17 protein-coding genes are annotated in these 23,379 nt (G+C 45.7%); all 17 read left to right on the top strand.

Annotation, left to right across the window (positions count from 1 at the left end; genetic code table 11):
• Window positions 1–21 precede the first annotated feature (21 nt).
• The 17 genes from FLK61_RS15460 (at window position 22) to FLK61_RS15380 (ending at window position 22,645) form a co-directional block, all read left to right on the top strand.
• Window positions 22–918 (top strand): YitT family protein, encoded by an 897-nt coding sequence (locus FLK61_RS15460; protein WP_176010264.1) that lies wholly within the window; start codon window positions 22–24, stop codon window positions 916–918.
• A gap of 68 nt (window positions 919–986) precedes the next feature.
• Window positions 987–1,364 carry a c-type cytochrome gene (locus FLK61_RS15455; RefSeq protein WP_176010263.1) on the top strand — a complete coding sequence of 126 codons (378 nt, stop codon included), beginning with the start codon at window positions 987–989 and terminating at the stop codon, window positions 1,362–1,364.
• Window positions 1,365–1,718: 354 nt separating this feature from the next.
• Window positions 1,719–2,405, top strand: a complete 687-nt coding sequence (ftsE, locus tag FLK61_RS15450) for a cell division ATP-binding protein FtsE (RefSeq protein WP_176010262.1) — start codon at window positions 1,719–1,721, stop codon at window positions 2,403–2,405.
• Window positions 2,395–3,288 (top strand): permease-like cell division protein FtsX, encoded by an 894-nt coding sequence (gene ftsX / locus FLK61_RS15445; RefSeq protein WP_176010261.1) that lies wholly within the window; start codon window positions 2,395–2,397, stop codon window positions 3,286–3,288. Before ftsE ends, ftsX begins: the two co-directional genes overlap by 11 nt.
• Before the next feature lie 78 nt (window positions 3,289–3,366).
• Window positions 3,367–4,797 carry a murein hydrolase activator EnvC family protein gene (locus tag FLK61_RS15440; RefSeq protein WP_249777612.1) on the top strand — a complete coding sequence of 477 codons (1,431 nt, stop codon included), beginning with the start codon at window positions 3,367–3,369 and terminating at the stop codon, window positions 4,795–4,797.
• Window positions 4,798–5,680: 883 nt separating this feature from the next.
• Complete coding sequence (locus FLK61_RS15435; RefSeq protein ID WP_176010260.1) at window positions 5,681–7,171, top strand: S41 family peptidase; 1,491 nt, start codon at window positions 5,681–5,683, stop codon at window positions 7,169–7,171.
• Window positions 7,172–8,016: 845 nt separating this feature from the next.
• Complete coding sequence (locus FLK61_RS15430; RefSeq protein ID WP_176010259.1) at window positions 8,017–9,750, top strand: PDZ domain-containing protein; 1,734 nt, start codon at window positions 8,017–8,019, stop codon at window positions 9,748–9,750.
• Between the two features lie 936 nt (window positions 9,751–10,686).
• The gene (uvrB, locus tag FLK61_RS15425; RefSeq protein ID WP_283811859.1) at window positions 10,687–12,681 is read left to right on the top strand and encodes an excinuclease ABC subunit UvrB; all 1,995 of its coding nucleotides are present in this window, start codon (window positions 10,687–10,689) and stop codon (window positions 12,679–12,681) included.
• A 7-nt stretch (window positions 12,682–12,688) separates the two neighbouring features.
• Complete coding sequence (uvrA, locus tag FLK61_RS15420; RefSeq protein ID WP_176010257.1) at window positions 12,689–15,556, top strand: excinuclease ABC subunit UvrA; 2,868 nt, start codon at window positions 12,689–12,691, stop codon at window positions 15,554–15,556.
• A gap of 210 nt (window positions 15,557–15,766) precedes the next feature.
• The gene (locus FLK61_RS15415; protein ID WP_176010256.1) at window positions 15,767–16,897 is read left to right on the top strand and encodes a DUF4097 family beta strand repeat-containing protein; all 1,131 of its coding nucleotides are present in this window, start codon (window positions 15,767–15,769) and stop codon (window positions 16,895–16,897) included.
• A gap of 20 nt (window positions 16,898–16,917) precedes the next feature.
• Window positions 16,918–17,124, top strand: coding sequence for a PspC domain-containing protein (locus FLK61_RS15410; protein WP_176010255.1), 207 nt, complete (start codon window positions 16,918–16,920; stop codon window positions 17,122–17,124).
• Window positions 17,121–17,474: a phage holin family protein gene (locus FLK61_RS15405; protein WP_176010254.1), complete on the top strand. Its 354-nt coding sequence runs from the start codon at window positions 17,121–17,123 to the stop codon at window positions 17,472–17,474. The genes FLK61_RS15410 and FLK61_RS15405 overlap by 4 nt, the downstream gene beginning before the upstream one ends.
• A 1,212-nt stretch (window positions 17,475–18,686) precedes the next feature.
• Window positions 18,687–19,613, top strand: coding sequence for an HPr(Ser) kinase/phosphatase (gene hprK, locus FLK61_RS15400; protein WP_176010253.1), 927 nt, complete (start codon window positions 18,687–18,689; stop codon window positions 19,611–19,613).
• A gap of 28 nt (window positions 19,614–19,641) precedes the next feature.
• Window positions 19,642–20,490 (top strand): prolipoprotein diacylglyceryl transferase, encoded by an 849-nt coding sequence (lgt, locus tag FLK61_RS15395; protein ID WP_176010252.1) that lies wholly within the window; start codon window positions 19,642–19,644, stop codon window positions 20,488–20,490.
• A gap of 2 nt (window positions 20,491–20,492) precedes the next feature.
• A complete protein-coding gene (locus FLK61_RS15390; protein WP_176010251.1) occupies window positions 20,493–21,455 on the top strand; it encodes a nucleoside recognition domain-containing protein in 963 nt (320 codons plus the stop codon).
• 21 nt (window positions 21,456–21,476) lie between these two features.
• Complete coding sequence (gene ppaX / locus FLK61_RS15385) at window positions 21,477–22,124, top strand: pyrophosphatase PpaX (RefSeq protein ID WP_176010250.1); 648 nt, start codon at window positions 21,477–21,479, stop codon at window positions 22,122–22,124.
• A 14-nt stretch (window positions 22,125–22,138) separates the two neighbouring features.
• Window positions 22,139–22,645 carry an acyltransferase gene (locus FLK61_RS15380; protein WP_176010249.1) on the top strand — a complete coding sequence of 169 codons (507 nt, stop codon included), beginning with the start codon at window positions 22,139–22,141 and terminating at the stop codon, window positions 22,643–22,645.
• Window positions 22,646–23,379 lie beyond the last annotated feature (734 nt).

The raw sequence follows: 23,379 nt of genomic DNA, 5'->3' as shown, positions 1-23,379 counted from the left end.
CATAGAGAAAGGAGCACTTGGATGAAAAAGCAAGCTAGAAGAAGGAACAAAGCGGAGGTACATACACCAGTTCGTCGCGTCCTTCTAGATTTTATAACAGTTTTAGCAGGGTCTGCGATCGTTGCCCTTGTTTTTAATACGTTTTTACTTCCCAACCAGATTGCATCCGGCGGTGTCTCCGGTATTTCTACCTTGTTTGTTACCTTGTTCGGATTTGAGCCAGCCTTTACGCAGTGGGCCTTTAATATTCCTTTATTTGTAGCTGGTATCTTACTACTCGGTGGTAGCTTGAGGGGTAGTATCCTTTATGGGTCGAAGACCCTTGCAGGGACATTGTTTCTTCCATTTATCGTCTATGTCACACGAGATGTGCCGCCGGCTACGACGGATCCGCTGTTGGCGGCGATTGTTGGTGGAGTGGGCGTTGGTGTTGGACTTGGATTTGTCTTCCGCTCGAATTCTTCAACAGGAGGAACAGACCTTGCCGCGCAGATTATTAACAAATATGCCGGATTATCATTAGGTGCCTGCGTCTTTGTTATTGATGGACTTGTCGTTGTATCTTCTGCATTTATATTTGGACTTGAATTCGCGCTATATGCGCTCATCGCGCTTTTCACAACCGGTAAAACGATTGATATTGTTCAAGTTGGCTTTGGGTATTCGAAGATGGTCATCATTATCTCCAAGTATGAGGAGGAGGTAAAGCAGGGGCTGCTTACGAAGGTGGATCGAGGAGTGACGAAGCTTGCAGGCTTCGGCGGCTATACAAATCATGACCAGCCAGTGTTGATGTGCGTCGTGGGGAGAAATGAGGTCACAAAATTGAAACAATTAGTACAAACCATTGACCCGCATGCATTTGTGATCGTAAGTGACACATCAGAGGTGCTCGGAGAAGGTTTCAAAGCGAAGTAAATCGGTTATAATGAAGTAGGTAGTTTGAAAATCCTGCCAACCAATTCATCGTACTAGGAGGGAATTACATGAAAAAGGTAATCGGAATCGTGTTTGCAAGCTCGCTATTATTAGCAGCGTGTGGAGGCGGCGACAACAACGCACCCGCTAATGATCCAGCAAACGACGGGATGAACAACAATGGTGCTAACATGGAAGAGAACATGAACAATGAGGCAGCTAACGAAGGCGGCGAGTATGATCTTGCTAACGGCGAAGAACTTTATGTCGGTAACTGTGCATCTTGTCACGGTGGCGAGCTTGAAGGTGGAGCTGGTCCAGCTTTAGAAGGCTACGACTTTGACGCTGTTTTAGCAGCAATTCAAAATGGTCCTGGTGGCATGCCAGCAGACCTAGTTACAGGATCTGACGCTGAGGATGTTGCAGCTTGGGTATCTGAGCAATAATACTTAATAGAGAGAAGTGCTGTCCTTTTGGATGGTGCTTTTTTTGTTGTTAAAGAAGGTTTATAGCTATTACAAGTATACGAACTGACACAAACCGACCTATATTTTCCTCGAATTTAATCCCAAATCACCTCTTGGCTCAAGCGTTGCAAGGCTTTCTTCTTGATACACATTTGAAACATAATTGTAAATTTAAAATCGATTCTTTTCGACTCGTTACGTGATATAATGTCATGGCGGACGAAAAGGAAGACCTAGGAATGGCATTTTGTTCGACAAATATTGACACAATTCTTTGCTGTGGCTCTATTTTCTTAAGCAAAGATGGGACAATGAATCTAGGAAGTGATTAGTTTGATCGAAATGCAAGATGTTTGGAAGACGTATCCAAACGGTGTCATGGCGATAAACGGGATCTCTATATATATAAAAAAGGGAGAGTTTGTTTACGTGGTGGGGACAAGCGGCGCGGGTAAATCAACCTTTATCAAAATGATGTATCGCGAAGAAAAACCAACTCGCGGTATCATTACGATTGATGGGACGAAGCTTGCGACGATGAAGGAAAAAAATATTCCATACTTACGCCGTAAGATCGGAGTCGTTTTCCAAGACTTTAAGCTATTACCTTCATTAACAGTTTACGAGAATGTTGCGTTTGCGTTAGAGGTAATCGAAGAGAAAAGCGCGAATATTAAAAAGCGAGTAATGAATGTGCTAGATATCGTTCGCCTCAAAAATAAAGCACGCTTTATGCCACATGAGCTATCAGGTGGAGAACAGCAGCGTGTTGCTATTGCGCGGGCAATCGTAAATAATCCTAGCGTTCTTATTGCTGATGAGCCTACGGGTAACCTTGATCCAGATACATCGTGGGAGATTATGCATATTCTTGAAGAGATCAATGAGCGTGGTACAACAGTCGTGATGGCCACGCACAATCGTGACATCGTCAACAATATGCGTAAGCGAGTTATTGCAATCGATGGCGGTCGCATTTCCCGAGACGAAGTTCGGGGAGGGTATGGCTATGAAAGCTAGAACACTCAACCGTCACATAAAAGAAGGATCAAAGAATTTATTTCGTAACGGCTGGATGACATTTGCGTCATTAAGCGCGGTTACGATCATGCTACTAGTCGTCGGAACGTTCCTCCTTATCATCATGAACATCAATAGCTTTGCATCAAGCTTAGAGGATGATGTGCAAATTCGCGTGTTTATTGATCGCGCGGCTGAGCAGGAGCAAATCGACACGCTAGAGGCGGAGATCGCAGCATTGCCTCGGACAGAATCTGTTCTATTTATTCCTAAAGAAGAGGGACTTGAATCTATCATTGAGAGTCTTGGAGATCAGGGGGGCTCATTCGTTAATTTACGGGACGAAAATCCATTAAATGACGAATTTGTTGTGCATGCGATCGATCCAGCGCAAACAGAATTTTTAGCGACAGAAATTGAGTCCTTAGCAAGCATCGAAGACGTTAGTATTGCAAACGACCTGTTAGACCGGTTGTTTGCGGCAACAGACCTTGTACGAATTATCGGTGCGGTGCTTATTGTTGGACTATTATTTACAGCAATCTTTTTAATTGCCAATACGATCAAATTAACGATTGTGGCAAGGAAAACGGAAATACAGATCATGAAGCTAGTTGGAGCAACGAACGGTTTTATTAGATGGCCGTTCTTTGTAGAGGGACTCATGCTAGGGGTTATCGGATCACTGATTCCAATAGCCTTGCTATCGTACGGCTACAGACAATTTTATGAAACAGTTGGTCAAAGCGCGAATCTCGATTTCTTCGAATTTCTGCCAGCGTATCCACTCGTGTTTCAAACAGGAATATTGTTAATCGGCATTGGTGCGATCGTTGGAGTATGGGGAAGTATTATGAGCGTTCGTAAATTCTTGCAAGTATAAGTAGCTTAGTTGTAACAAAAATCGCAGTCTATGAATCTTATTTCCCGGGAAATGAGAAAAAATTGAGGGGGGTTCCATGTGCTTCGTCGAATAATGGTGTCAATTCTTGCAGTGGTGCTACTGGCAACGTTACTGCCAGCAGGTGCGCTTACAGCATCAGCCAATACGGGACAAGAACTAGAGAACAGAATTCAACAATTTCAACAGCAACAAGAAGAGACAAATCGTCAATCGAGTCAAACAGAAAGTGAGCTTGGAGAAGTGCAACGTGAAGTATCCGTTGTCCAAGCTGAAATCCAAGAGCTTGATCAGCAAATGGCTACAACATCACAAAACATTGCTGACAAGGAGCAAGAAATTGATGAAACCAATACTCGCGTAGAAGAACTACGCGACGAGATCGTTATTTTAGAGGAACGAATTGCAGAGCGCGATGCTCTTTTAAAGGACCGCGTTCGCTCGATGCACCAAAGTGGGGGAGCAATTAGCTACCTAGAAGTTATTCTTGGAGCGGAAAGCTTTGGAGACTTACTAAACCGTATCTCCGCTTTAAACAACATTGCTTCTCAAGACCGTGCCATCCTAGATGAGCACGTAGCTGATATGGAAGCGTTAGAAAATGCGACAGCAGATCTAGAATCACAGTTAGCTGATTTAGAATCACAGCGTGAAGATTTAGAAAACTTACAAGCGCAGTTACAATCAGAGCTTTCTTCTAAAGATAGCTTGTTAGGAGAGTTGGAAGCACAGGGGGTTGACCTCGAAGATTATCTACTAACTTTAGACGAAGAACAACAACTCTTAGCAGCACAAGAACAAGCAGCGAAGAGTGAATTAGCTGCTTGGGAAGAAGAGCAACGTCGATTAGAGGAAGAGCGTCGTCAGCGTGAAGAAGAGGAACGCCGTGCTCGCGAAGCCGAAGCACAACGTCAGGCTGATGAGCAACGCGCAGCGGAAGAGCGCGCGGCTGAAGAACGAGCGGCATCGCAGCGAGCAAGCGAGCAAAGCTCGTCGTCTGGTTCATCGAGTTCTTCTAGTTCATCAAGCTCATCGGGCAGCAGTTCAGCTGAATCTGCAGCATCTGCGCCGTCTTCATCAACTACATTAGCACGACCATCAGATGGACGTATTACGTCTCCGTATGATATGAATCGTTTACACCCAGTCCATGGTACGGTTCGACCACACCGAGGAATTGATTACGGTGCAGATGGTGGATTAAATATTTACTCAGCTGAGGCTGGTACAGTTAGTTACTCTGGATACATGAATGGTTACGGGAACACACTTATGGTGACTCATAACGTAAATGGCCAAACGATTACTACCTTATATGCTCACTTAGCATCCTCCAACGTATCTGTTGGACAGCGAGTTAGCCGCGGACAAGTAATCGCAACAATGGGTACAACCGGCGTATCAACTGGCGTACACTTGCACTTCGAAGTACATCCAGGTGGATATAGTGGTAGCTCATCAGCTGTTAACCCAGCAAGATATTTACCATAATGATTAGGCAGAAGCGTATAGGATGCGCTTCTGTTTTTTATTGTTTGGGAAAATAATGCTAAGTGTTTATTAGCATATAGCAATTGTGTTGTAAATGTAGCTAAGGCTTATTGAGGGGGAGGTTTGGTTGGCTAGCAGTTTGTTCAAGTAGGTTATTGGATTTGTTAGTAGTTAATCAATTTAAATAATTGGTGCCGATGGAAAGGGAGCATCGACTGCGCAAGTTGAAGGCGCAACTGCGCGAAAATCAGGGTGGATCGCGCGAGAAAGAGGTCGAACTGCGTAAGTACAAAAAAAATCGCGCAAGTTGAGGGTCGAACTGCGCAAGTTGAAGGCGCAACCGCGCGAAAATCATGATGAACCGCGCGAGAAAGAGGTCAAACTGCGTAAGTACAAAAAAACCGCGCAAGTTGAAGGGGTAAATGCGTAAGTTGAAAGTCCAACCGCGCGAAAGTCAGGGTGAATCGCGCAAGAAAGAGGTCGAACTGCGTAAGTACAAAAAAACCGCGCAAGTTGAGGATCGAACCGCGCAAGTTGCAGGCACAACCGCGCGAAAATCATGGTGAACCGCGCGAGAAAGAGGTCAAACTGCGTAAGTACAAAAAAACCGCGCAAGTTGAAGGGATAAATGCGCAAGTTAAAAGTCTGATTGCGTGAAAGTCAGGGGTAATCGCGTGAACAAGTAACCATTCCTTCTACAAAGAAAAAACACCTATCTAAACTCCTCCCACTATTTTCAACAATTATTCATATTTTCTAAAGCTTTAGAGATGCTATGATGGAGAGGATATACGGAAAAACCGTAGTTACTTTCCTACATTAGGGGAAGTTTGTTATGATAAGAGTAGTCTTAACAGTGGGGGAGATTAAATGAGGTGGTCAGATGAAAAATAACATCTTCCTGCCAGTGCTCGTGTTACTAGCAGTATTGCTTGGAGCCGGTGGGATGTTTGCCGCGATGACGTTATTCCAGGATAACGAAACGGCGCAGCAACCAGTAGATCAAGTAGCGGTCCAGGGTGACCAGGAGCCATCAGCTGAGGACCAGTCAACAAATGAAGATGTGTCATCGGAAGTGACTTTCGATAAAATCGAACAAACCTTCCGCACGATTCAAGATTCTTACGTCAATGACGTAGACGATCAAACATTAATCGAGGGTGCTATTTCAGGCATGCTCGAAACATTAGAAGATCCTTATTCCGTTTACATGGATCCCTCTACCGCAGAGGAATTCATGAGCTCACTTGAGTCCTCATTTGAGGGGATCGGAGCAGAGGTAAGCATGACAGACAACCGCGTGACCATCGTAGCGCCGTTCCGAGATTCACCTGCTGAGCAGGCTGGACTTCGACCGAACGACCAGGTCCTTGAGATCGATGGCGAAGATATAGAAGGGCTATCTCTTTACGAAGCAGTTCTTAAAATTCGCGGTGAGAAGGGCACGACTGTTACTCTAACGATTGATCGACCAGGGGCGAGTGAGCTATTATCCATTGACGTCGTGCGCGACGAGATTCCAATCGAGACTGTTTACGGTGATATCGTGGAGCAGGACGGCAAAAATATTGGAATTCTAGAGCTTCGTTCTTTTTCAGAAAATACAGCAGCGCGCTTTGAAGAAGAGCTTGCTGAATTAGAAGAACAAGGTATCGATGGATTAATTCTCGATGTTCGCGGAAATCCAGGTGGTTTCCTCCAGAGCGTTGAGGATATTGGTAACTTAATTATTCCTGGCGGCGAGCCAGTTGTGCAAATTGAAGATCGTGATGGAGAGCGCATGCGTCATATCTCCACATTGGAAGAGCCAAAGGATTATCCTATTGTCGGCTTAATTGACGAAGGAAGTGCGTCTGCTTCAGAAATTTTAGCAGCAGCACTCATTGAAGCTGGCGACTACGATGTCGTTGGTAACACGACCTTCGGCAAAGGTACCGTGCAGCAGACGCTTCAGCTAGGTGACGGCAGTCAGCTCAAACTGACGCTATTCCGCTGGTTAACTTCTGACGGCAACGATATTAATGAAGTAGGCGTAGAGCCAACTATTGAAGTGGATCAGCCCGAATTTTTCTATGTATCACCAATTGAAATCGAGGGCGCGCTCACGCTTGATATGAATGATGATCGCATTCGCCAAGCGCAGCTTATGCTTGAAGGTGTAGGCTTTGACCCAGGACGCGACGACGGCTACTTCGACGAAGAGACGGAAGCCGCAGTCCGCTCCTTCCAAGAGCAAGAAGGCATCACGGCAAACGGCGAGCTCGATGCCGAGACAGCCGAGAAGCTACAGGAACGCCTCTTAGAAGCAGTGCAAGACGAAGCAAACGACCTGCAACGCCAAGAAGCAATCCAAACAATCCTTGATCAATCTTAATCCGTTTGAGGAAAAAAAGGCTCCGACTCTTGCAAACAAGCAGGGGAAGGAGCCTTTTTTTAGTTAGTGCTGGGGAAGGAACTTAACTTCCATACGAGGAACATAACTTGGCTTGAGCTAAGCATGAAGTCCATAACTCTCAAATGCGGAACATAAAATTAGAATGCGGAACATAAATCCGGGACGAGGAACATAACTAGGCTGAACCAGAGCACGAAATCCATAATATTCAAATGCGGAACATAAAATCAAAATAGAGAACATAAATCTGAGACGAGGAACATAACAAGGCTGAACCAGAGCACAAAGTCCATAACTCTCAAATGGGGAACATAAAAACAGAATAGGGAACATAAATCCGGGACGAGGAACATAACTAAGCTGAACCAGAGCACGAAGTCCATAATATTCAAATGCGGAACATAAAATCAGAATGCGGAACATAAATCCGGGACGAGGAACATAACTAGGCTGAACCAGAGCACGAAATCCATAACATTCAAATGCGGAACATAAAATCAAAATAGAGAACATAACTCCAGAACAAGGCACATATTTCCCAATCACAGAACATAACTCCACCCAATCCCAACAACCAGTAAACATCAACATCATCATTAACACACAAACTAGCGCGAAAAAGCACAGCTAAAGCTCGTTATAGCATAGCTCTTCGCGCATAAAGCACGTAAATGCGTGCATCAACTAAAGAACCCAAGAGCGCAAAACCACCACCAAATCACACTCCACCACATACTTTATTCCTGCTTGTACAAAAACCGCTTCCTTTTTCCCGTATTTCATTTACAATGAAAGGAAGGACATTACGATTAGGAGGGATTCTGTTGGAGGTTATCGCATTAGAAGTACTACGAGCAATAGGACGATTGTTTATCCATCCCCTTACATACATATTTATCTTGGCAGCTTTCCTTTTACATATAAAACGAGTGAAGATAGAACGACGAGATTTTCATACACGCGCAGTAGATGTCATCAGTGGCGTCTTATCGCCCGTCCCGAAAGGACTACTCGCGGCGCTCATCGTGTCCACTATTGTGATCCTTGCCGGCATTCAACTACCGTTTGCGATCGCGCCATTATTCACACTCATCTGGCTGATCCAGTTCGCGTTCCGGAACGCAGCCTTTTATAGCGTCACCATCACAGGTGCCGTAGCAATCTTAATCACGCCATTCCTCCCAAACGGAGGCACAGACATCGCAATCGTTGACGCATGGTTAGCGCAGCTCGCAGCAATGGATTTAGCACACTTAACCTATTTTGTCGTCCTATTATTTGTGACAGAGGTATTCCTTCTGCTCATCGACGGCGCAACGTCACCATCACCGCGCATCGTCAAAAGCCGTCGCGGCAAAATGGTCGGACAGCAAGTTGCACAACGAATCTGGTTCCTACCCGTCCTCTTGCTTTTCCCAGTAGGAGACATTGCAAATGCAGGGTACTGGCCAGCGCTCGCGATCGGCACAAGCATCACATTCGGACTCGTGCTCTTCCCATTTGTGTTAGGCATACAAGTCCCAATCTCATCCGAGCTACCGAAAGCAGGCGTCAAAACATTAGCGCGCAGACAGCTATTAATCGCTGTGCTTGTGATCGCAACAGCAGCCCTATCCGTCGTCTCAAGCATCTTTTTGTTTGCGACAGCAGCCATTCTTTTAGTGGGACGCTTATTCACTTACGTCCAATTCGCTAGACGCGAAAGCCAGCACACTAGCATCTTTAACACACGCGAGCAAGGACTCGTCATCGTTGGCATCATCCCGCATTCCATCGCCGACAAATCCAATCTCGAGGTAGGAGACATCGTGCTCAAAGCCAACGGTGCACCAGTCGCCACCCAGCGTGAGCTCTATGAGGCGCTCCAGCTCAATTCCGCCTTCGTCAAACTCGAGATCCTAGGCACCGACGGACAAATCCGCTTCGCGCAATCCAGCGTCCATCAAGGCGCACACTATCAGCTCGGCTGCCTCTTCGTCCCTGACGACGAAGCCGGCAACCTCTCGCTCCGAGGACTACGCTCCTCCGTCGTGGTTCATAAAGACCGTACCGAGCTTTCTACGGGTACAACCACACAACCGGAGCCTCTAGAGAGTACGAGCCAAAACGATGTAACAACAGAGCACCAAAACTCTCCCGCTGACAAATCTCAACAAGTAGCAGAGGAAGCGGAAGCAGCAACTACGTTGGAAGAACCAACCTCCAACACAGCATTAGAAACGGACTCGTCAGTAGCAAAAGAAGAAAATCAGTCTGACAATGAACGTATAGAAGCAAATGAAGAAACTCTTTTAATTGAGGGATCTGATTCTGATACGAAGCTATTAGAAGACACAAAGCCTGAGCCTAAACGCATAGAAGAAGTTTCTTCAGCTGACAGCGAATCAAACTCTACGCAAGAAGAGTCCGCTCCAGCAGAAGATAGCCAAAAGGAAGAAGCAAAACCTGAGGCAGATTCGAATAAACAAAAGGACGCCCACGAAAAAGGCCTCCCATATGGACAAGCAGCAGGCCTAAGCTCCTTCTACGAAGAATTCAAAAAAGGCAAGTCAGACTAACAAAAAGCACCCCTCCATGAACAAGCGGAGGAGGTGCTTTTTAATTACTATATTGCTTAAGCGCCAATTAGTTTTGTAGCTCTTCGAGCTTTAATTGCTAAAGAGCTAACTAGTTTCTTGCAGTCTTGCTATGTACATATTGTAAGACGAGTCAGCTCTGCGAACGCTCTACGACATTAGCAGGGTCTGAATCTGAGCCTATTCCTGCTAATTGTCTCCGAGCATTCTCCGAGTCTGCCTCCTCTTGAGCTTCTTTATGGTAGTTTAAGAGCGTCTCTTGCTCATGGTACATTTCTTTTGTGTATGGTACATAGATTTTTTATACGGTACATAAAACTTGAGTTCGGTACATTTATTTCAAATACGGTACATAAAAAATCTCCATTGCCATAGAGCGACTTATCTAAAACCATATATCCAAAAAGAAGGGCACTCCTACAAAGAGGAAGGCTCTTTTCTTTTGCCCTTTTTAAATCAAACGCAGAGATGGCAGACCCGGAGGACATTCGGAGACAATCCATAGGGAAAAGAGGTTTTTGAGATCCCACAGGAGGCGTTTAGGAGGAGACGACAGTCGAGTCCTGCCGACGAGGAAGCTCAAAGACCGGCCCTATGGATGTCGTAGAGTGTCCGGAGGGCTGACAGCTCGGAGAGCAGATTTAAACTAGTTAGTACTTAAGCATCTTAGCTCGAAGAGCTAGGCACTAAACTAGTTAGCACTTCATCAATCTAGCTCAGAGAGCTAGGAAGTAAATTAATAAGCTATCCATTAACTAGATCATATGTTCGCAAATTATATTTTCTCATGATATAATGTTGAGAGATGATTAAAACAGGGTACGAGGAAGAATAGTTGCTTTTTACATACAAAGCGTTATGATATATGGCAGAAATGCCGAAGCTAATATGAGATCAACATGGAAAGGAAGATGTTCCTTGGCTATTGCACACGTTCCGTTTAAGTTGCAGTCCGCGTACCAACCGTCCGGTGACCAGCCACAGGCGATTGAGGAGCTAGTTTCGGGGATTGAACGAGGAGATAAATTTCAAACGTTGCTTGGAGCAACGGGTACTGGTAAGACGTTTACGATGTCGAATGTGATTCAGCGCGTTAATAAACCAACGCTGATTATTGCACATAATAAAACACTCGCAGGTCAGCTTTACAGTGAGTTTAAAGAGTTTTTCCCAGAGAATCGCGTCGAGTACTTCGTCAGTTACTACGATTACTATCAGCCAGAGGCGTATATTCCGTCGTCTGATACCTTTATCGAAAAGGACGCAAGCATTAACGACGAGATCGATAAGCTACGTCACTCAGCAACAAGTTCGCTGTTCGAACGCGATGATGTCATTATCGTTGCGAGTGTGTCCTGTATTTACGGTCTTGGTTCGCCAGAGGACTATAGCGAACTCGTTGTTTCTCTCCGCACAGGCATGGAACGCGAACGTAACTCTCTACTTAGACAATTAGTTGACGTTCAATATGAGCGCAATGATATTAACTTTACGCGCGGAACGTTTCGGGTAAGAGGCGATGTTGTCGAAATCTTCCCAGCCTCACGGGATGAGCACTGCGTTCGCGTGGAGTTTTTCGGTGATGAAATTGATCGGATTACAGAAGTAGACGCCTTAACAGGTGAGATCCTTGGCGAGCGCGAGCACGTTGCGATCTTCCCAGCATCCCACTTCGTTACGCGCGAGGAAAAGCTAAAGCGCGCGATGAAAAATATTGAAGCAGAGCTAGATATCCAGCTTAAAGACATGCACGAAAAAGGCAAGCTTCTTGAGGCGCAACGGTTAGAGCAACGTACACGCTATGATCTAGAGATGATGGAAGAGCTCGGCTACTGCTCGGGAATCGAGAACTACTCGAGGCACCTCACATTCCGAGAGCCAGGTGCGACGCCGTATACCTTGATTGATTATTTCCCGAAGGATTCCCTTATTATCGTCGATGAGTCGCACGTGACTTTACCACAGATTCGCGGAATGTATAACGGGGACCAGGCTAGAAAAGGGGTGCTAGTCGACCACGGATTCCGACTACCATCCGCAAAGGATAACCGACCACTACAATTTGAAGAATTTGAAAAACATATTAATCAGATCGTTTTTGTTTCTGCCACACCAGGACCGTATGAAATGGATCACTGTCCGAAAATGGTCGAGCAGATTATTCGTCCAACTGGACTACTTGATCCGACGGTTGATGTACGTCCAATCCAAGGACAGATCGATGATCTTATCGAAGAAATTCGCTTGCGTAAAGAGCGTGGGGAACGCGTGCTTGTCACGACATTGACCAAAAAAATGTCAGAGGATTTAACCGACTACTTTAAAGAGATCGGAATTAAGGTAAAATACCTCCACTCCGATATTAAAACATTAGAGCGGATTCAAATTATTCGCGAGCTACGACAAGGTCAGTTTGACGTGTTAGTGGGAATCAACCTCTTACGAGAAGGATTAGACATTCCAGAGGTTTCGCTAGTAGCTATCTTAGACGCCGATAAAGAGGGCTTTTTACGATCAGAAAGGTCCCTCATCCAGACGATGGGACGTGCCGCGCGTAACGAAAACGGTCACGTTATTATGTACGCAGATAAGATGACGAAATCGATGGAAATCGCGATCGACGAAACAAAACGACGACGCATTATGCAAAAAGAGCACAACGATAAGCATGGCATCACGCCAGCAACGATTCAAAAAGCGATCCCCGAAATCATTCAGGCAACAAAAGCAGCCGAAGATGGGGAAGCGTACGAGGCGCTTGAAAAAGCTCCTAAGCAAAAGCTCAGTAAGAAGGAGCGCGTGAAGGTCATTGAACGAATGGAAGCCGAAATGAAAGAGGCCGCGAAGGCGCTTGACTTTGAGCGTGCCGCAGAGCTTCGAGATATCGTGATAGAACTGAAAGCGGAAGGATGATCCTATTATGGCGTTAGATAATTTAGAGATTAAAGGAGCGCGCTCCCATAATCTAAAAAACATAGATGTCACGATCCCTCGCAATAAGCTCGTCGTTATGACGGGCTTATCTGGGTCAGGGAAGTCGTCACTCGCATTTGATACGATTTATGCCGAAGGACAGCGTCGCTACGTGGAGTCACTCTCCGCCTATGCGAGACAGTTCCTCGGACAAATGGACAAGCCAGACGTAGACTCCATTGAGGGACTATCTCCCGCGATCTCCATTGACCAAAAAACGACAAGTAAAAACCCACGATCTACAGTTGGGACAGTTACGGAGATTTACGATTACCTTCGACTATTATTTGCGCGTGTTGGGAAGCCGATTTGTCCAAATCATGGCATCGAAATTTCTTCTCAAACCGTGCAACAGATGGTGGATCGTCTCATGGAATATCCCGAGCGCACCAAAATGCAGATCTTAGCTCCCGTTGTTTCTGGCCGAAAAGGGACGCACGCGAAGGTCTTTGAGGACATTAAAAAGCAAGGGTACGTACGTATGCGCGTTAACGGCGAGATGCACGAGGCAGCCGATGAGATCGAGCTCGACAAAAATAAAAAGCACAGCATCGAGGTCATCATCGATCGCGTCGTGATCAAGCCGGACGTTGAATCGCGTCTTGCTGATTCGTTAGAAACCGCGTTAAACTTCGCGGAAGGACAAGTTATTGTTGACGTGATTGGCGAGGAAGAACTCTTGTTTAGTCAGCAGCATGCATGTCCACAGTGTGGATTTTCGATCGGAGAGCTTGAGCCACGTATGTTTTCATTTAATAGCCCATTTGGAGCTTGCTCAAGCTGTGATGGACTTGGGCACAAGCTTGAAGTGGACCAAGAGCTAGTGATTCCTGATATGAGCTTAACGCTTCGTGAGGATGCTATTGCACCTTGGAAGCCTACGAGCTCGCAGTACTATCCATCCCTATTAAAGAGTGTTTGTGATCACTTTGGTATTGATATGGACGTACCGATTAAGGATCTGCCTAAAAAGGATCTCACCTTACTCATGAAAGGCTCAAAGAAAGAAAAGATCCACTTCCGTTACGAGAATGAGTTTGGTAGAATTCGTGAAAAGTATATGCACTTTGAAGGAGTGCTTACGAACATTTCTCGTAGATACCGTGAGACGGGCTCCGATTATATTCGCGAGCAAATGGAGCAGTATATGACGGAAACGCCGTGTCCGAAATGTGACGGCTATCGCTTAACGGAGGAGTCCTTAGCTGTAAAAGTGAACGGACTTCATATTGGCCAAGCAACAGAGAAGTCCATTAAGGATGCGAGAGAGTTCTTTGATGGTCTGGAGCTTTCAGAGAAGGATCGTAAAATCGCGCGACTTATTTTGCGTGAGATCGAAGAGCGCCTTGGTTTCCTCATTAACGTCGGTCTTGATTATCTAACGCTCTCGCGCGCTGCTGGAACGCTATCCGGTGGGGAAGCGCAGCGTATTCGTTTAGCAACGCAAATCGGATCGTCACTCATGGGCGTTCTCTACATTCTCGATGAGCCATCCATTGGTCTGCATCAGCGCGATAACGAGCGTCTCATCCGCACGCTTGAGCGTATGCGCGATCTCGGTAATACGCTCATTGTCGTGGAGCATGATGAGGACACGATGCTCGCTGCCGATCACTTGATTGATATTGGACCTGGGGCTGGTGTTCACGGCGGAGAGATTTGTGCTACCGGCACACCAGAGGAGGTTATGAATGATAAAAACTCTCTTACTGGTAGCTATTTGTCGGGCGAAAAATTTATTCCACTGCCGGCTGAACGCCGCAAGCAGGACGGACGCTTCATTAAGATTGCGGGAGCAAAGGAAAACAACCTGCAAAATACAAGCACAAAGATTCCACTCGGGATGTTTGTTGCCATCACGGGTGTGTCGGGCTCTGGTAAGAGTACGCTTATCAACGATATTTTGTATCGTTATTTAGCTCAACAGCTTACAACGGCTAAAACAAAGCCTGGTAAAGTGCGCTCGATTGAGGGTGTGGAACATTTAGAGAAGGTCGTCGATATTGATCAGTCTCCAATTGGTCGAACGCCTCGTTCGAATCCTGCGACATACACAGGTGTATTTGATGATATTCGCGATGTGTTTGCTATGACAAACGAAGCGAAGGTACGCGGCTATAAAAAAGGGCGCTTTAGCTTTAACGTCAAAGGCGGACGTTGCGAAGCGTGTCGTGGGGATGGGATCATCAAGATTGAAATGCATTTCCTCCCCGATGTGTACGTTCCGTGTGAGCAGTGTCACGGAAAGCGATATAATCGCGAGACACTAGAAGTTCGCTATAAGGGCAAAAACATCGCAGACGTATTAGAAATGACGATTGAAGAAGCAGTTGTTTTCTTCGAGAATATTCCACGCATTAAGCGTAAAATCCAAACGCTCGTCGACGTTGGACTTGGCTATATGACGCTCGGTCAGCCAGCAACAACGCTCTCCGGAGGGGAAGCGCAGCGTGTCAAACTTGCTAGTCAGCTTCACCGACGCTCAAACGGTAAAACGTTCTATATTTTAGATGAGCCAACGACGGGACTTCACGTACATGACATTGATCGGTTACTAAAAGTTCTTCAGCGTTTAGTTGAAAATGGCGATACGGTTCTCGTCATTGAGCATAACCTCGATGTCATCAAAACGGTCGACCACATTATTGATCTTGGTCCTGAGGGTGGCGACAAAGGTGGTCAAATCGTTGCTACTGGAACTCCAGAGCAAGTTGTAGAGGTCGAAGGTTCTTATACAGGTCAGTTCTTAAAACCAATTTTAGAGCGTGAACGCGAGCGCATGGACGCACGCATGAAAGAACGCACGGGTTCATAATTCTTACAAAATGTCGTAGCTTGCTACGGCATTTTCTGTACCTAAAAGGGGTATAGATAAGAGTTGGGTGAAACCATCAACTTCATAAGCACGTAATACACATAGACACTGGTGCAACAGGTCTTAGATGGAATACGACCTGAGGCGGACGACAAACGTCGAGATGATAGTATACAATGCTGATAAGGCAATTTTAGGAGGCGATTTATCGTGCAAGAAGAACGTCGTATGATACTTAAAATGATCGAGGATGGAACCATTTCCGCTGAGGAAGGCATTAAATTACTCACGGCTTTGGGCGAAAAAGAAGCAGACAAAAAAACAGAGAGTGCAAGCTCTGCATCATCTACGACAACGACACACTCCCACGAGGTTTCGCAACACGTAGACGTAGACCGTCGCACGGACACAGGCTACAAGCAGTCAGAAGAAAAAATGTCCGGCTTTGCATCGAAGTTCTCGGAATTCGTTGACGACGCTGTAAACAAAATTAAAGAGCTTGATCTAGACTTTAACTTTGGCTCCGCGCAGCAGGTTCAGCACGTTTTCCAACACAAGGATGTCTTTTTAAAAGAAGCGGATATTCATATCGAGAACGGATCGATTGAGCTTCGTCCTTGGAATGAAAAGGATATTCGCATTGAATGTGATGTGCAAGTATACCGCGTCCGCTCTGCAGAAGAGGCACGACGCGAGTTCTTACGAGACGCACAGTTCAGTTTTTCTAACGGTAAACTCCGTCTAGAATCTCGCAAAAAAACAATGAAAGTCAATACAGTCATCTATTTCCCAACGGATGATTTAGAAAAAATAAAGCTATATACGTTTAACGGTAAAATATCAGGGGAAGAAATCCCAGTACACGTATTCTCTCTAAAAGCAGTAAACGGCAAAGTAAACTTTTCTCGAATCGACGCAAAGGAAGTTGCAATTGAAACAGTCAACGGTACCATCGACCTTGGTCGCTTGAACGCTGTCGACGGCTCCCTTAAAACGATGAACGGCACGGTTCGTGTTGAAGCAGCACGCGGAAATATTGACGCGGAATCGGTAAACGGTAGCATCTACTACCATCTATCCGAGCCATCTCAATCAAAAGCGTATGTGAAAACGACGACTGGTAGCATCCACGTGTACGTTCCAAACAACGCTAAAACGGAGGGCGAGCTAAAATCAACAGTAGGCTCCATCAACTGCCACCTTCCAACAATGAGTGTCATCGAGGAGAAAAAAGAGTTTGCGAACAAACGCTTGACCTTTATTGCAAATAAAGAGGGAGACGGCCACTTTTACATCGAGGCAGAGGCAGCAACTGGCTCTGTGAATGTAAAAAACAGCTAATCTAACCTTGAGGTGACGACATGGACAAAAAGAAGCTTTATAGATCACAATCAGATCGCAAACTTGCCGGCGTATTCGGCGGACTAGCAAATTATTTCGGAATAGACGCAACCCTGCTTCGTTTAATTGGGTTACTCCTATTAATTCCATCGTTCGGTACAATGGTCTTACTGTATATTTGCGCAGTCTTCGTCATGCCCGATGAAAAAGGAGGCACTAGCGTATGAGATTCTTAATTCAAATCTTAGTCAACGCAGTCATCCTATTCGGTATCGCAGGCATCTTCCAAAGCGTCGAATTTTCCGGCTTTGGAGCAGCGATCGTTGCAGCACTAATTCTAGCGGTCGTAAACATTATCGTGAAACCGATTCTTGTCATTTTGACACTGCCAATCACTATTTTATCTTTAGGCTTATTCCTATTCGTTATTAACGGAATTACGCTTCTGATCGTGCAGGCAGTCATGGGCAATGCCTTTAATATTGACGGACTCTTTATGTCGATAGTAGTAGCGCTGATCTTTGCTATCTTGAATGCAATTCTGCAGCGTGCGATTGTAGATCCACTAACAAAATAAGTGTGTAGAGCGACCTTTCGGGGTCGTTCTTTTTTGATTGCTAAAGAGTGAACGATAGCTCTTCGAGCTATTTGCTGAAGTGCCAACTAGTTTTATACAGCTTCCCTTTATGATTGGGGGTAAGAGGAGTCAGCTCTCCGAACGCCCTTCGACATTAGCAGGGTCTTACGCTGAGCCTACTCGTCGGGCAGGAGTCGACTATCGTCTCATCCTAAACGCCCTTCTGCGTGGTCTCATCGCAAGCCTTATCCTGCTAATTGTCTCCGGGCATTCTCCGAGTCTGCCTCCTCTTGAGCTTTTAGAGTGAAAGGGCTAAGAAAAAGCTAATGGTTGGTTAAAACCAAAATCATATTAATCTCAAGTGCAATTACTCCGGTTCTCCTGCACTCTAAGCTGGCGCTTTCCTTAGGGGCTTCCTCGACTATTTCATCCGTCTAGGGGCGGCTGAAAGGATTTTCGGTGCGTGGAAGTGCTCCACTAGGAGACGCTAGCCTTCGCTTCGGAGGACCAGAGGATAGCAAAGTTTATACGAGAAGTTCTCGTTTTATAAGTTATACAAGTCGGAATTTCATTGCCTAGCTTCGAAAGAGTTTTAAAAGTATTACTTGCAGACGTTGCTCATGGTACATAAATCTCGTCTACGGTTCATAAATCTTCAAGTTACTAAAAAGCCACTTATCTTGATTCACAAATCCATAAGAACAGACCCTTTCAACTAACAAAAACTTCTTCTCTTTTGACCCTTTTAATCAAACGCAGAGGTGGCAGACCCGGAGGACATTCGGAGACAATCCATAGGGGAAAGAGGTCTTTGAGATCCCACAGGAAGTGAATAGGAGGAGACGGCAGTCGACTCCTGCTGACGAGGAAGCTCAAAGACCGGCCCTATGGATGTCGTAGAGTGTCTGGAGGGCTGACAGCTCGGAGAGCAGATTTAAACTGTTAGGCACTTAAGCAATTGAGGCTCGAAGAGCTGAAGCACTTGCACTTGAACTAACTAGTTAGCACTTAATCAAATTAGCTCGAAGAGATAAGGGGGTTTAACTTGAACTAAACTAATTAGTACTTCAGCAATTGAAGCTCGAAGAGCTAAAGCATTTGCACTTGAACTAACTAGTTAGCATTTAAGCATCTAGTCAAACTTCCCAACCTTTTTCCTCTCATTATGCTAGAATAGACGTAATGTAAAAAGCACTTTAGGAGGACTCAACTATGGCAGATGTAACATCCAAAGATTTAATGAAAGAACTCAAACTTACTTTACTAAATGACGAAGAATCGGTCACTTACAGACCCATCACCGTAAGCGATATCTCGCGACCAGGTATGGAAATGGCCGGATTCTTTACATACTATCCAGCTAAACGTATTCAGCTACTCGGAAAAACAGAAATGACGTTCTTCGAACAACTTACGGATGAAGATAAGCGCGACCGCATGGAGCGACTATGTACGTATGACACACCTGCAATTATTCTTGCACGTGGCATGGAGGCTCCACCGGAATTAAAGGAAGCCGCTAACTCTGTAGGTGTTCCTGTATTTTCTGGCGACGTATCGACAACACGTCTAAGCTCACGCGTGACGACGTTTTTAGAAAGCAAGCTCGCGCCGATGACGGCTATGCACGGTGTTTTAATTGATATTTATGGGATTGGGGTACTGATCACAGGCTCAAGCGGTGTTGGTAAATCGGAGACAGCGCTAGACTTAGTGCGTCGTGGGCATCGTCTTGTAGCGGATGATTCCGTAGAAATCCGTCAAGAGCAGGAAGGAACGCTTGTTGGACAAGCGCCAGAACTGATTCAGCACCTTTTAGAAATTCGTGGACTAGGTATCATTAACGTGATGACGTTATTTGGTGCAGGGTCTGTGCGAAATGAGAAGCGAATCGGTCTTGCGATTGACCTTGAGACGTGGGATCAGAAGAAGCAGTATGATCGTCTTGGACTCGACGAAGACGCTGTGGAGATTTTTGATACAAAGCTACCAAAGATTACGGTACCAGTACGTCCAGGACGTAACCTTGCCGTTATTATTGAAGTGGCAGCGATGAACTTCCGCTTGAAGCGCATGGGTATCAATGCAGCAGAGCAGTTCTCCGAGCGCCTAACAAGCGTGATTGAGGACAGCGATTAATAGTTACTATGACGAATGAGGTGAAACAATGTATACACTCGCTATTCAGCCACTAAATCCAGTTGCATTCGAGCTTGGACCAATAACAGTATATTGGTACGGCTTATTAATCGGGTTCGGAGCATTTCTTGGATATCTTCTCGCTAACCGTGAGATGAAGCGTCGCGGGTTGCCCGACGATATGCTTGCAGATCTATTACTATACGCGCTACCGGCAGCGATTGTCGGAGCTCGACTTTACTATGTCATTTTTAGATGGGATCAATTTGCCGATAATCCGATCAGTGTCCTCTACATTTGGGAGGGTGGAATTGCGATTCACGGGGCGTTAATTGGTTCGTTCTTAACGGCCTTTATTTTTGCAAAAAAACGTGGCGTTTCCTTTTGGAAGCTTGCCGACATTACAGCGCCAAGTATCCTGCTAGGTCAGGCAATTGGACGCTGGGGTAACTTCATGAACCAAGAGGTATATGGGGGAGAAGTGTCACGATCTTTCTTAGAAGGGCTATTCCTTCCAGAATTTATTATTAACCAAATGTTTATTGATGGTGCATACTACCATCCAACGTTCCTATACGAATCGATCTGGAATCTACTTGGGGTAGCATTGCTTCTCTATTTACGTCGCGTTAACTTACGACAAGGTGAAATATTCCTCTCGTACCTAATTTACTATTCGATTGGACGATTTGTGATCGAAGGTATTCGTACGGATTACTTACTAGTCTTTGGATTCCTGCGAACAGCACAGGTTCTCTCTGTGATCTTGATCGTCGGCGGAATTTTCTTCCTTATCTATCGTCGGAAAATGGGGCTTGCGAACAAACGATATTTAGACGATGAGCCTAAGCCAAAAACAAACAAGAAGAAGGCGTAGCAATGCGCACGTTAAAGAACGGGTTGCTTGCAGGTTTACAAACGTCTTGGAAGCTCGGTAAGATCATTTTCCCGATCACGATCATTGTGACGATTTTGAGTCAAACGGTGATCATGGATATGCTTGTTGCATCGCTTGAGCCTTTGATGCGGTTTATCGGATTGCCTGGGGAAGCGGCACTTGTGCTTGTCCTAGGTAACGTCTTGAATTTATACGCCGCAATCGGCGCGATGCTCACGATGGACTTAGCTGTGAAGGAAGTATTTATTTTAGCGATTATGCTTTCCTTCTCACACAATTTATTTGTCGAGTCGGCAGTCGCAAAGCAGGTAGGCTTAAGAATATCCGTCGTATTAGCAGTAAGGCTAGGTCTCGCATTCTTCTCTGCCTGGGTGATTCACCTCGTTTGGCAGGGAGGGAGTGAGCCAGCAAGCTACGGATTTATTTCCATGGGTGCACCGCAGGAGATCGAGGGGTTTTCGCCCCTTATCCTGCATGCTGTTCAGACAGCATTCCTAGGCGTGCTGCAGCTTGCTGCGATCGTCATTCCGATCATGCTATTCATCCAAGTCATGAAAGATATGAATTGGTTGCCTATTTTCTCGCGTTGGATGACGCCACTGACGAAGCTTTTAGGCATTAAGCCAAATACATCCACAACTCTTGCATCAGGGCTCCTATTCGGACTCGCTTATGGAGCAGGCGTGATGATTCAAGCGGTGAAAGAGGACGGCGTCTCAAAGAAGGATTTATACCTCGTGTTTATCTTTCTTGTTGCCTGTCACGCCGTTATTGAGGATACGTTAATTTTTGCACCGCTCGGAATACCGCTCTGGCCTCTTCTTTTAGTGAGAGTCGTCACCGCGATTCTACTCACGATCGCTGTTGCTTTCTTCTGGAATCGACTCGAGAAGAAGCAGGAGTCAGAAGAGATTCACCGCAAACCAGCAGCATCTGATCGGTAAAGATAGAAAGGACTAGTTATCATGAAACCAATTAATACCGTACTATTTGATTTAGATGGCACACTGATCAACACCATTGATCTTATCGTTCAATCGTTTGAGCACACGCTCGACACCTACTATCCCGGCCAATATACGCGCAAGGATATCGCCATGTTTATCGGACCACCACTTTCCGAGACTTTTGAGGCGATGGAAAATGCGGACGTGGAGCAAATGATTGAGACGTATCGTACCTTCAACCACGCCAACCACGACGCACTCGTAACACCTTACGAAGGTGTGACAGAAACACTTGATGCACTCGTAGAAAATGGCTACAAGATGGCAGTTGTCACAACCAAAAAGCGTGACACAGCACTAAAAGGTATCGAACTAATGGGCCTCTCTAAGTACTTTGAGGTGGTCGTATCATTAGATGAAGTAACCAACTACAAGCCAGACCCAGAACCACTTCTTTTAGCGCTCAAGCAACTAGACGCAAAGCCTGAAGAAGCCATTATGGTAGGCGATAGTGAGCACGATATTTTAGCAGGCCAAAACACAGGCACGAAATCAGCTGGTGTTGCCTGGTCTATTAAAGGACGCGAACACTTAGAGTCCTATAATCCAGACGTGATGCTAGGCACTATGACAGACTTACTCACATATTTACAGATCGACAACTAAGGCGGTGAACGATCGTGGCACGACGAACGGAGCGTTACCCAGTTACACGAGCAAATTCTCTGTGGCAAGTCTATAAAACCGTCCCATTTATCAAGGTAGTAAAAAACTTTATCGTCATTCAGCTCGCGCGCTACACGCCTTTTCTCGGCGTAAAGAACTGGCTATACCGAACCTTTTTACGGATGAAAATCGGGAGCGAAGCCGCCGTTGCTTTAATGGTCATGATGGACGTCATGTTCCCAGAACGCATCTCCATCGGCAAAAACTCCGTAATAGGTTATAACACCACGATCTTAGCGCACGAATATTTAATCAAAGAATACCGTCTCGGAGACGTCCACATCGGAGACAATGTGATGGTCGGAGCCAATACGACGATCCTGCCAGGAGTAACAATAGGCGACGACGCCATCGTCTCTGCAGGTACACTCGTCCATAAAGATGTCCCAGCAGGCGCCTTCGTAGGCGGCAACCCTATGCAAGTGATTCAAACAAAAGAAGAACGGGAAGCGGATCTATAATCCAATACAAAGCCATGACGCTAGTCATGGCTTTTGTTATATAGAATCTTACCTGCCAACTAGGTTCGAGCAGCTCTGACGAGCTTTGATTGCTAAAGTGCCAACTAGTTTCTTGCAGTTTTCCTTTGTGATTCTAGTAAGAGGAGTCAGCTCTGCGAACACCCTCCGACATTAGCAGGGTCTTACGCTGAGCCTACTCGTCGGCAGGGTGCGGCTTACGCCTTACCCTAATCGCCTTTCTGCGTGGTCTCATCGCAAGCCTATTCCTGCTAATTGTCTCCGGGCATTCTCCGAGTCTGCCTCCTCTTGAGCTTCTTTTGGGGAGGATAAAATGCAAATGCTTGTTAAGGTCAAGTGCAAGGGCAAAACCTAAACCTAAACCTACTCAAACGTATATATCTATTTTAAGTACTAAACTGAAAAGAACCATCGCCGTTGTGCAGAGAAAAGATGTAGTTATGAAGAACAAGTTGCCGGAAGTGACGCACAACGTGTGAGAAGTGACGATAAAACAAGAAGTGAAGCGAACCATGGTCGTTGTGAAGAGAAAGTAACACGTTATGGAGAGCAAGTTGCTAGAAGTGACGAGAAAGCAAAAAAGCGTAGCGTCACCAACCTAAAGAAGCTCTTTTCTTTTGCCCTTTTTAAATCAAACGCAGAGCTGGCAGACCCAGAAGACATTCGGAGACAATCCATAGGGGAAAGAGGTCTTTGAGATCCCACAGGAGGCGTTT

The sequence above is a fragment of the Paenalkalicoccus suaedae genome (assembly GCF_006965545.2).
GTDB classification, from domain to species: domain Bacteria; phylum Bacillota; class Bacilli; order Bacillales; family Salisediminibacteriaceae; genus Paenalkalicoccus; species Paenalkalicoccus suaedae.
Note: the sequence above shows the minus strand (reverse complement) of the source record. Positions and strands in the feature narration are given on the sequence as shown.

Coding starts and splice junctions, on each gene's coding strand:
- FLK61_RS15410 (WP_176010255.1), top strand. CDS start 16,918: ATGGACAAAAAGAAGCTTTATAGATCACAATCAGATCGCAAACTTGCC.
- FLK61_RS15390 (WP_176010251.1), top strand. CDS start 20,493: ATGCGCACGTTAAAGAACGGGTTGCTTGCAGGTTTACAAACGTCTTGG.
- FLK61_RS15460 (WP_176010264.1), top strand. CDS start 22: ATGAAAAAGCAAGCTAGAAGAAGGAACAAAGCGGAGGTACATACACCA.
- lgt (WP_176010252.1), top strand. CDS start 19,642: ATGTATACACTCGCTATTCAGCCACTAAATCCAGTTGCATTCGAGCTT.
- FLK61_RS15435 (WP_176010260.1), top strand. CDS start 5,681: ATGAAAAATAACATCTTCCTGCCAGTGCTCGTGTTACTAGCAGTATTG.
- ppaX (WP_176010250.1), top strand. CDS start 21,477: ATGAAACCAATTAATACCGTACTATTTGATTTAGATGGCACACTGATC.
- FLK61_RS15405 (WP_176010254.1), top strand. CDS start 17,121: ATGAGATTCTTAATTCAAATCTTAGTCAACGCAGTCATCCTATTCGGT.
- hprK (WP_176010253.1), top strand. CDS start 18,687: ATGGCAGATGTAACATCCAAAGATTTAATGAAAGAACTCAAACTTACT.
- ftsX (WP_176010261.1), top strand. CDS start 2,395: ATGAAAGCTAGAACACTCAACCGTCACATAAAAGAAGGATCAAAGAAT.
- uvrA (WP_176010257.1), top strand. CDS start 12,689: ATGGCGTTAGATAATTTAGAGATTAAAGGAGCGCGCTCCCATAATCTA.
- FLK61_RS15455 (WP_176010263.1), top strand. CDS start 987: ATGAAAAAGGTAATCGGAATCGTGTTTGCAAGCTCGCTATTATTAGCA.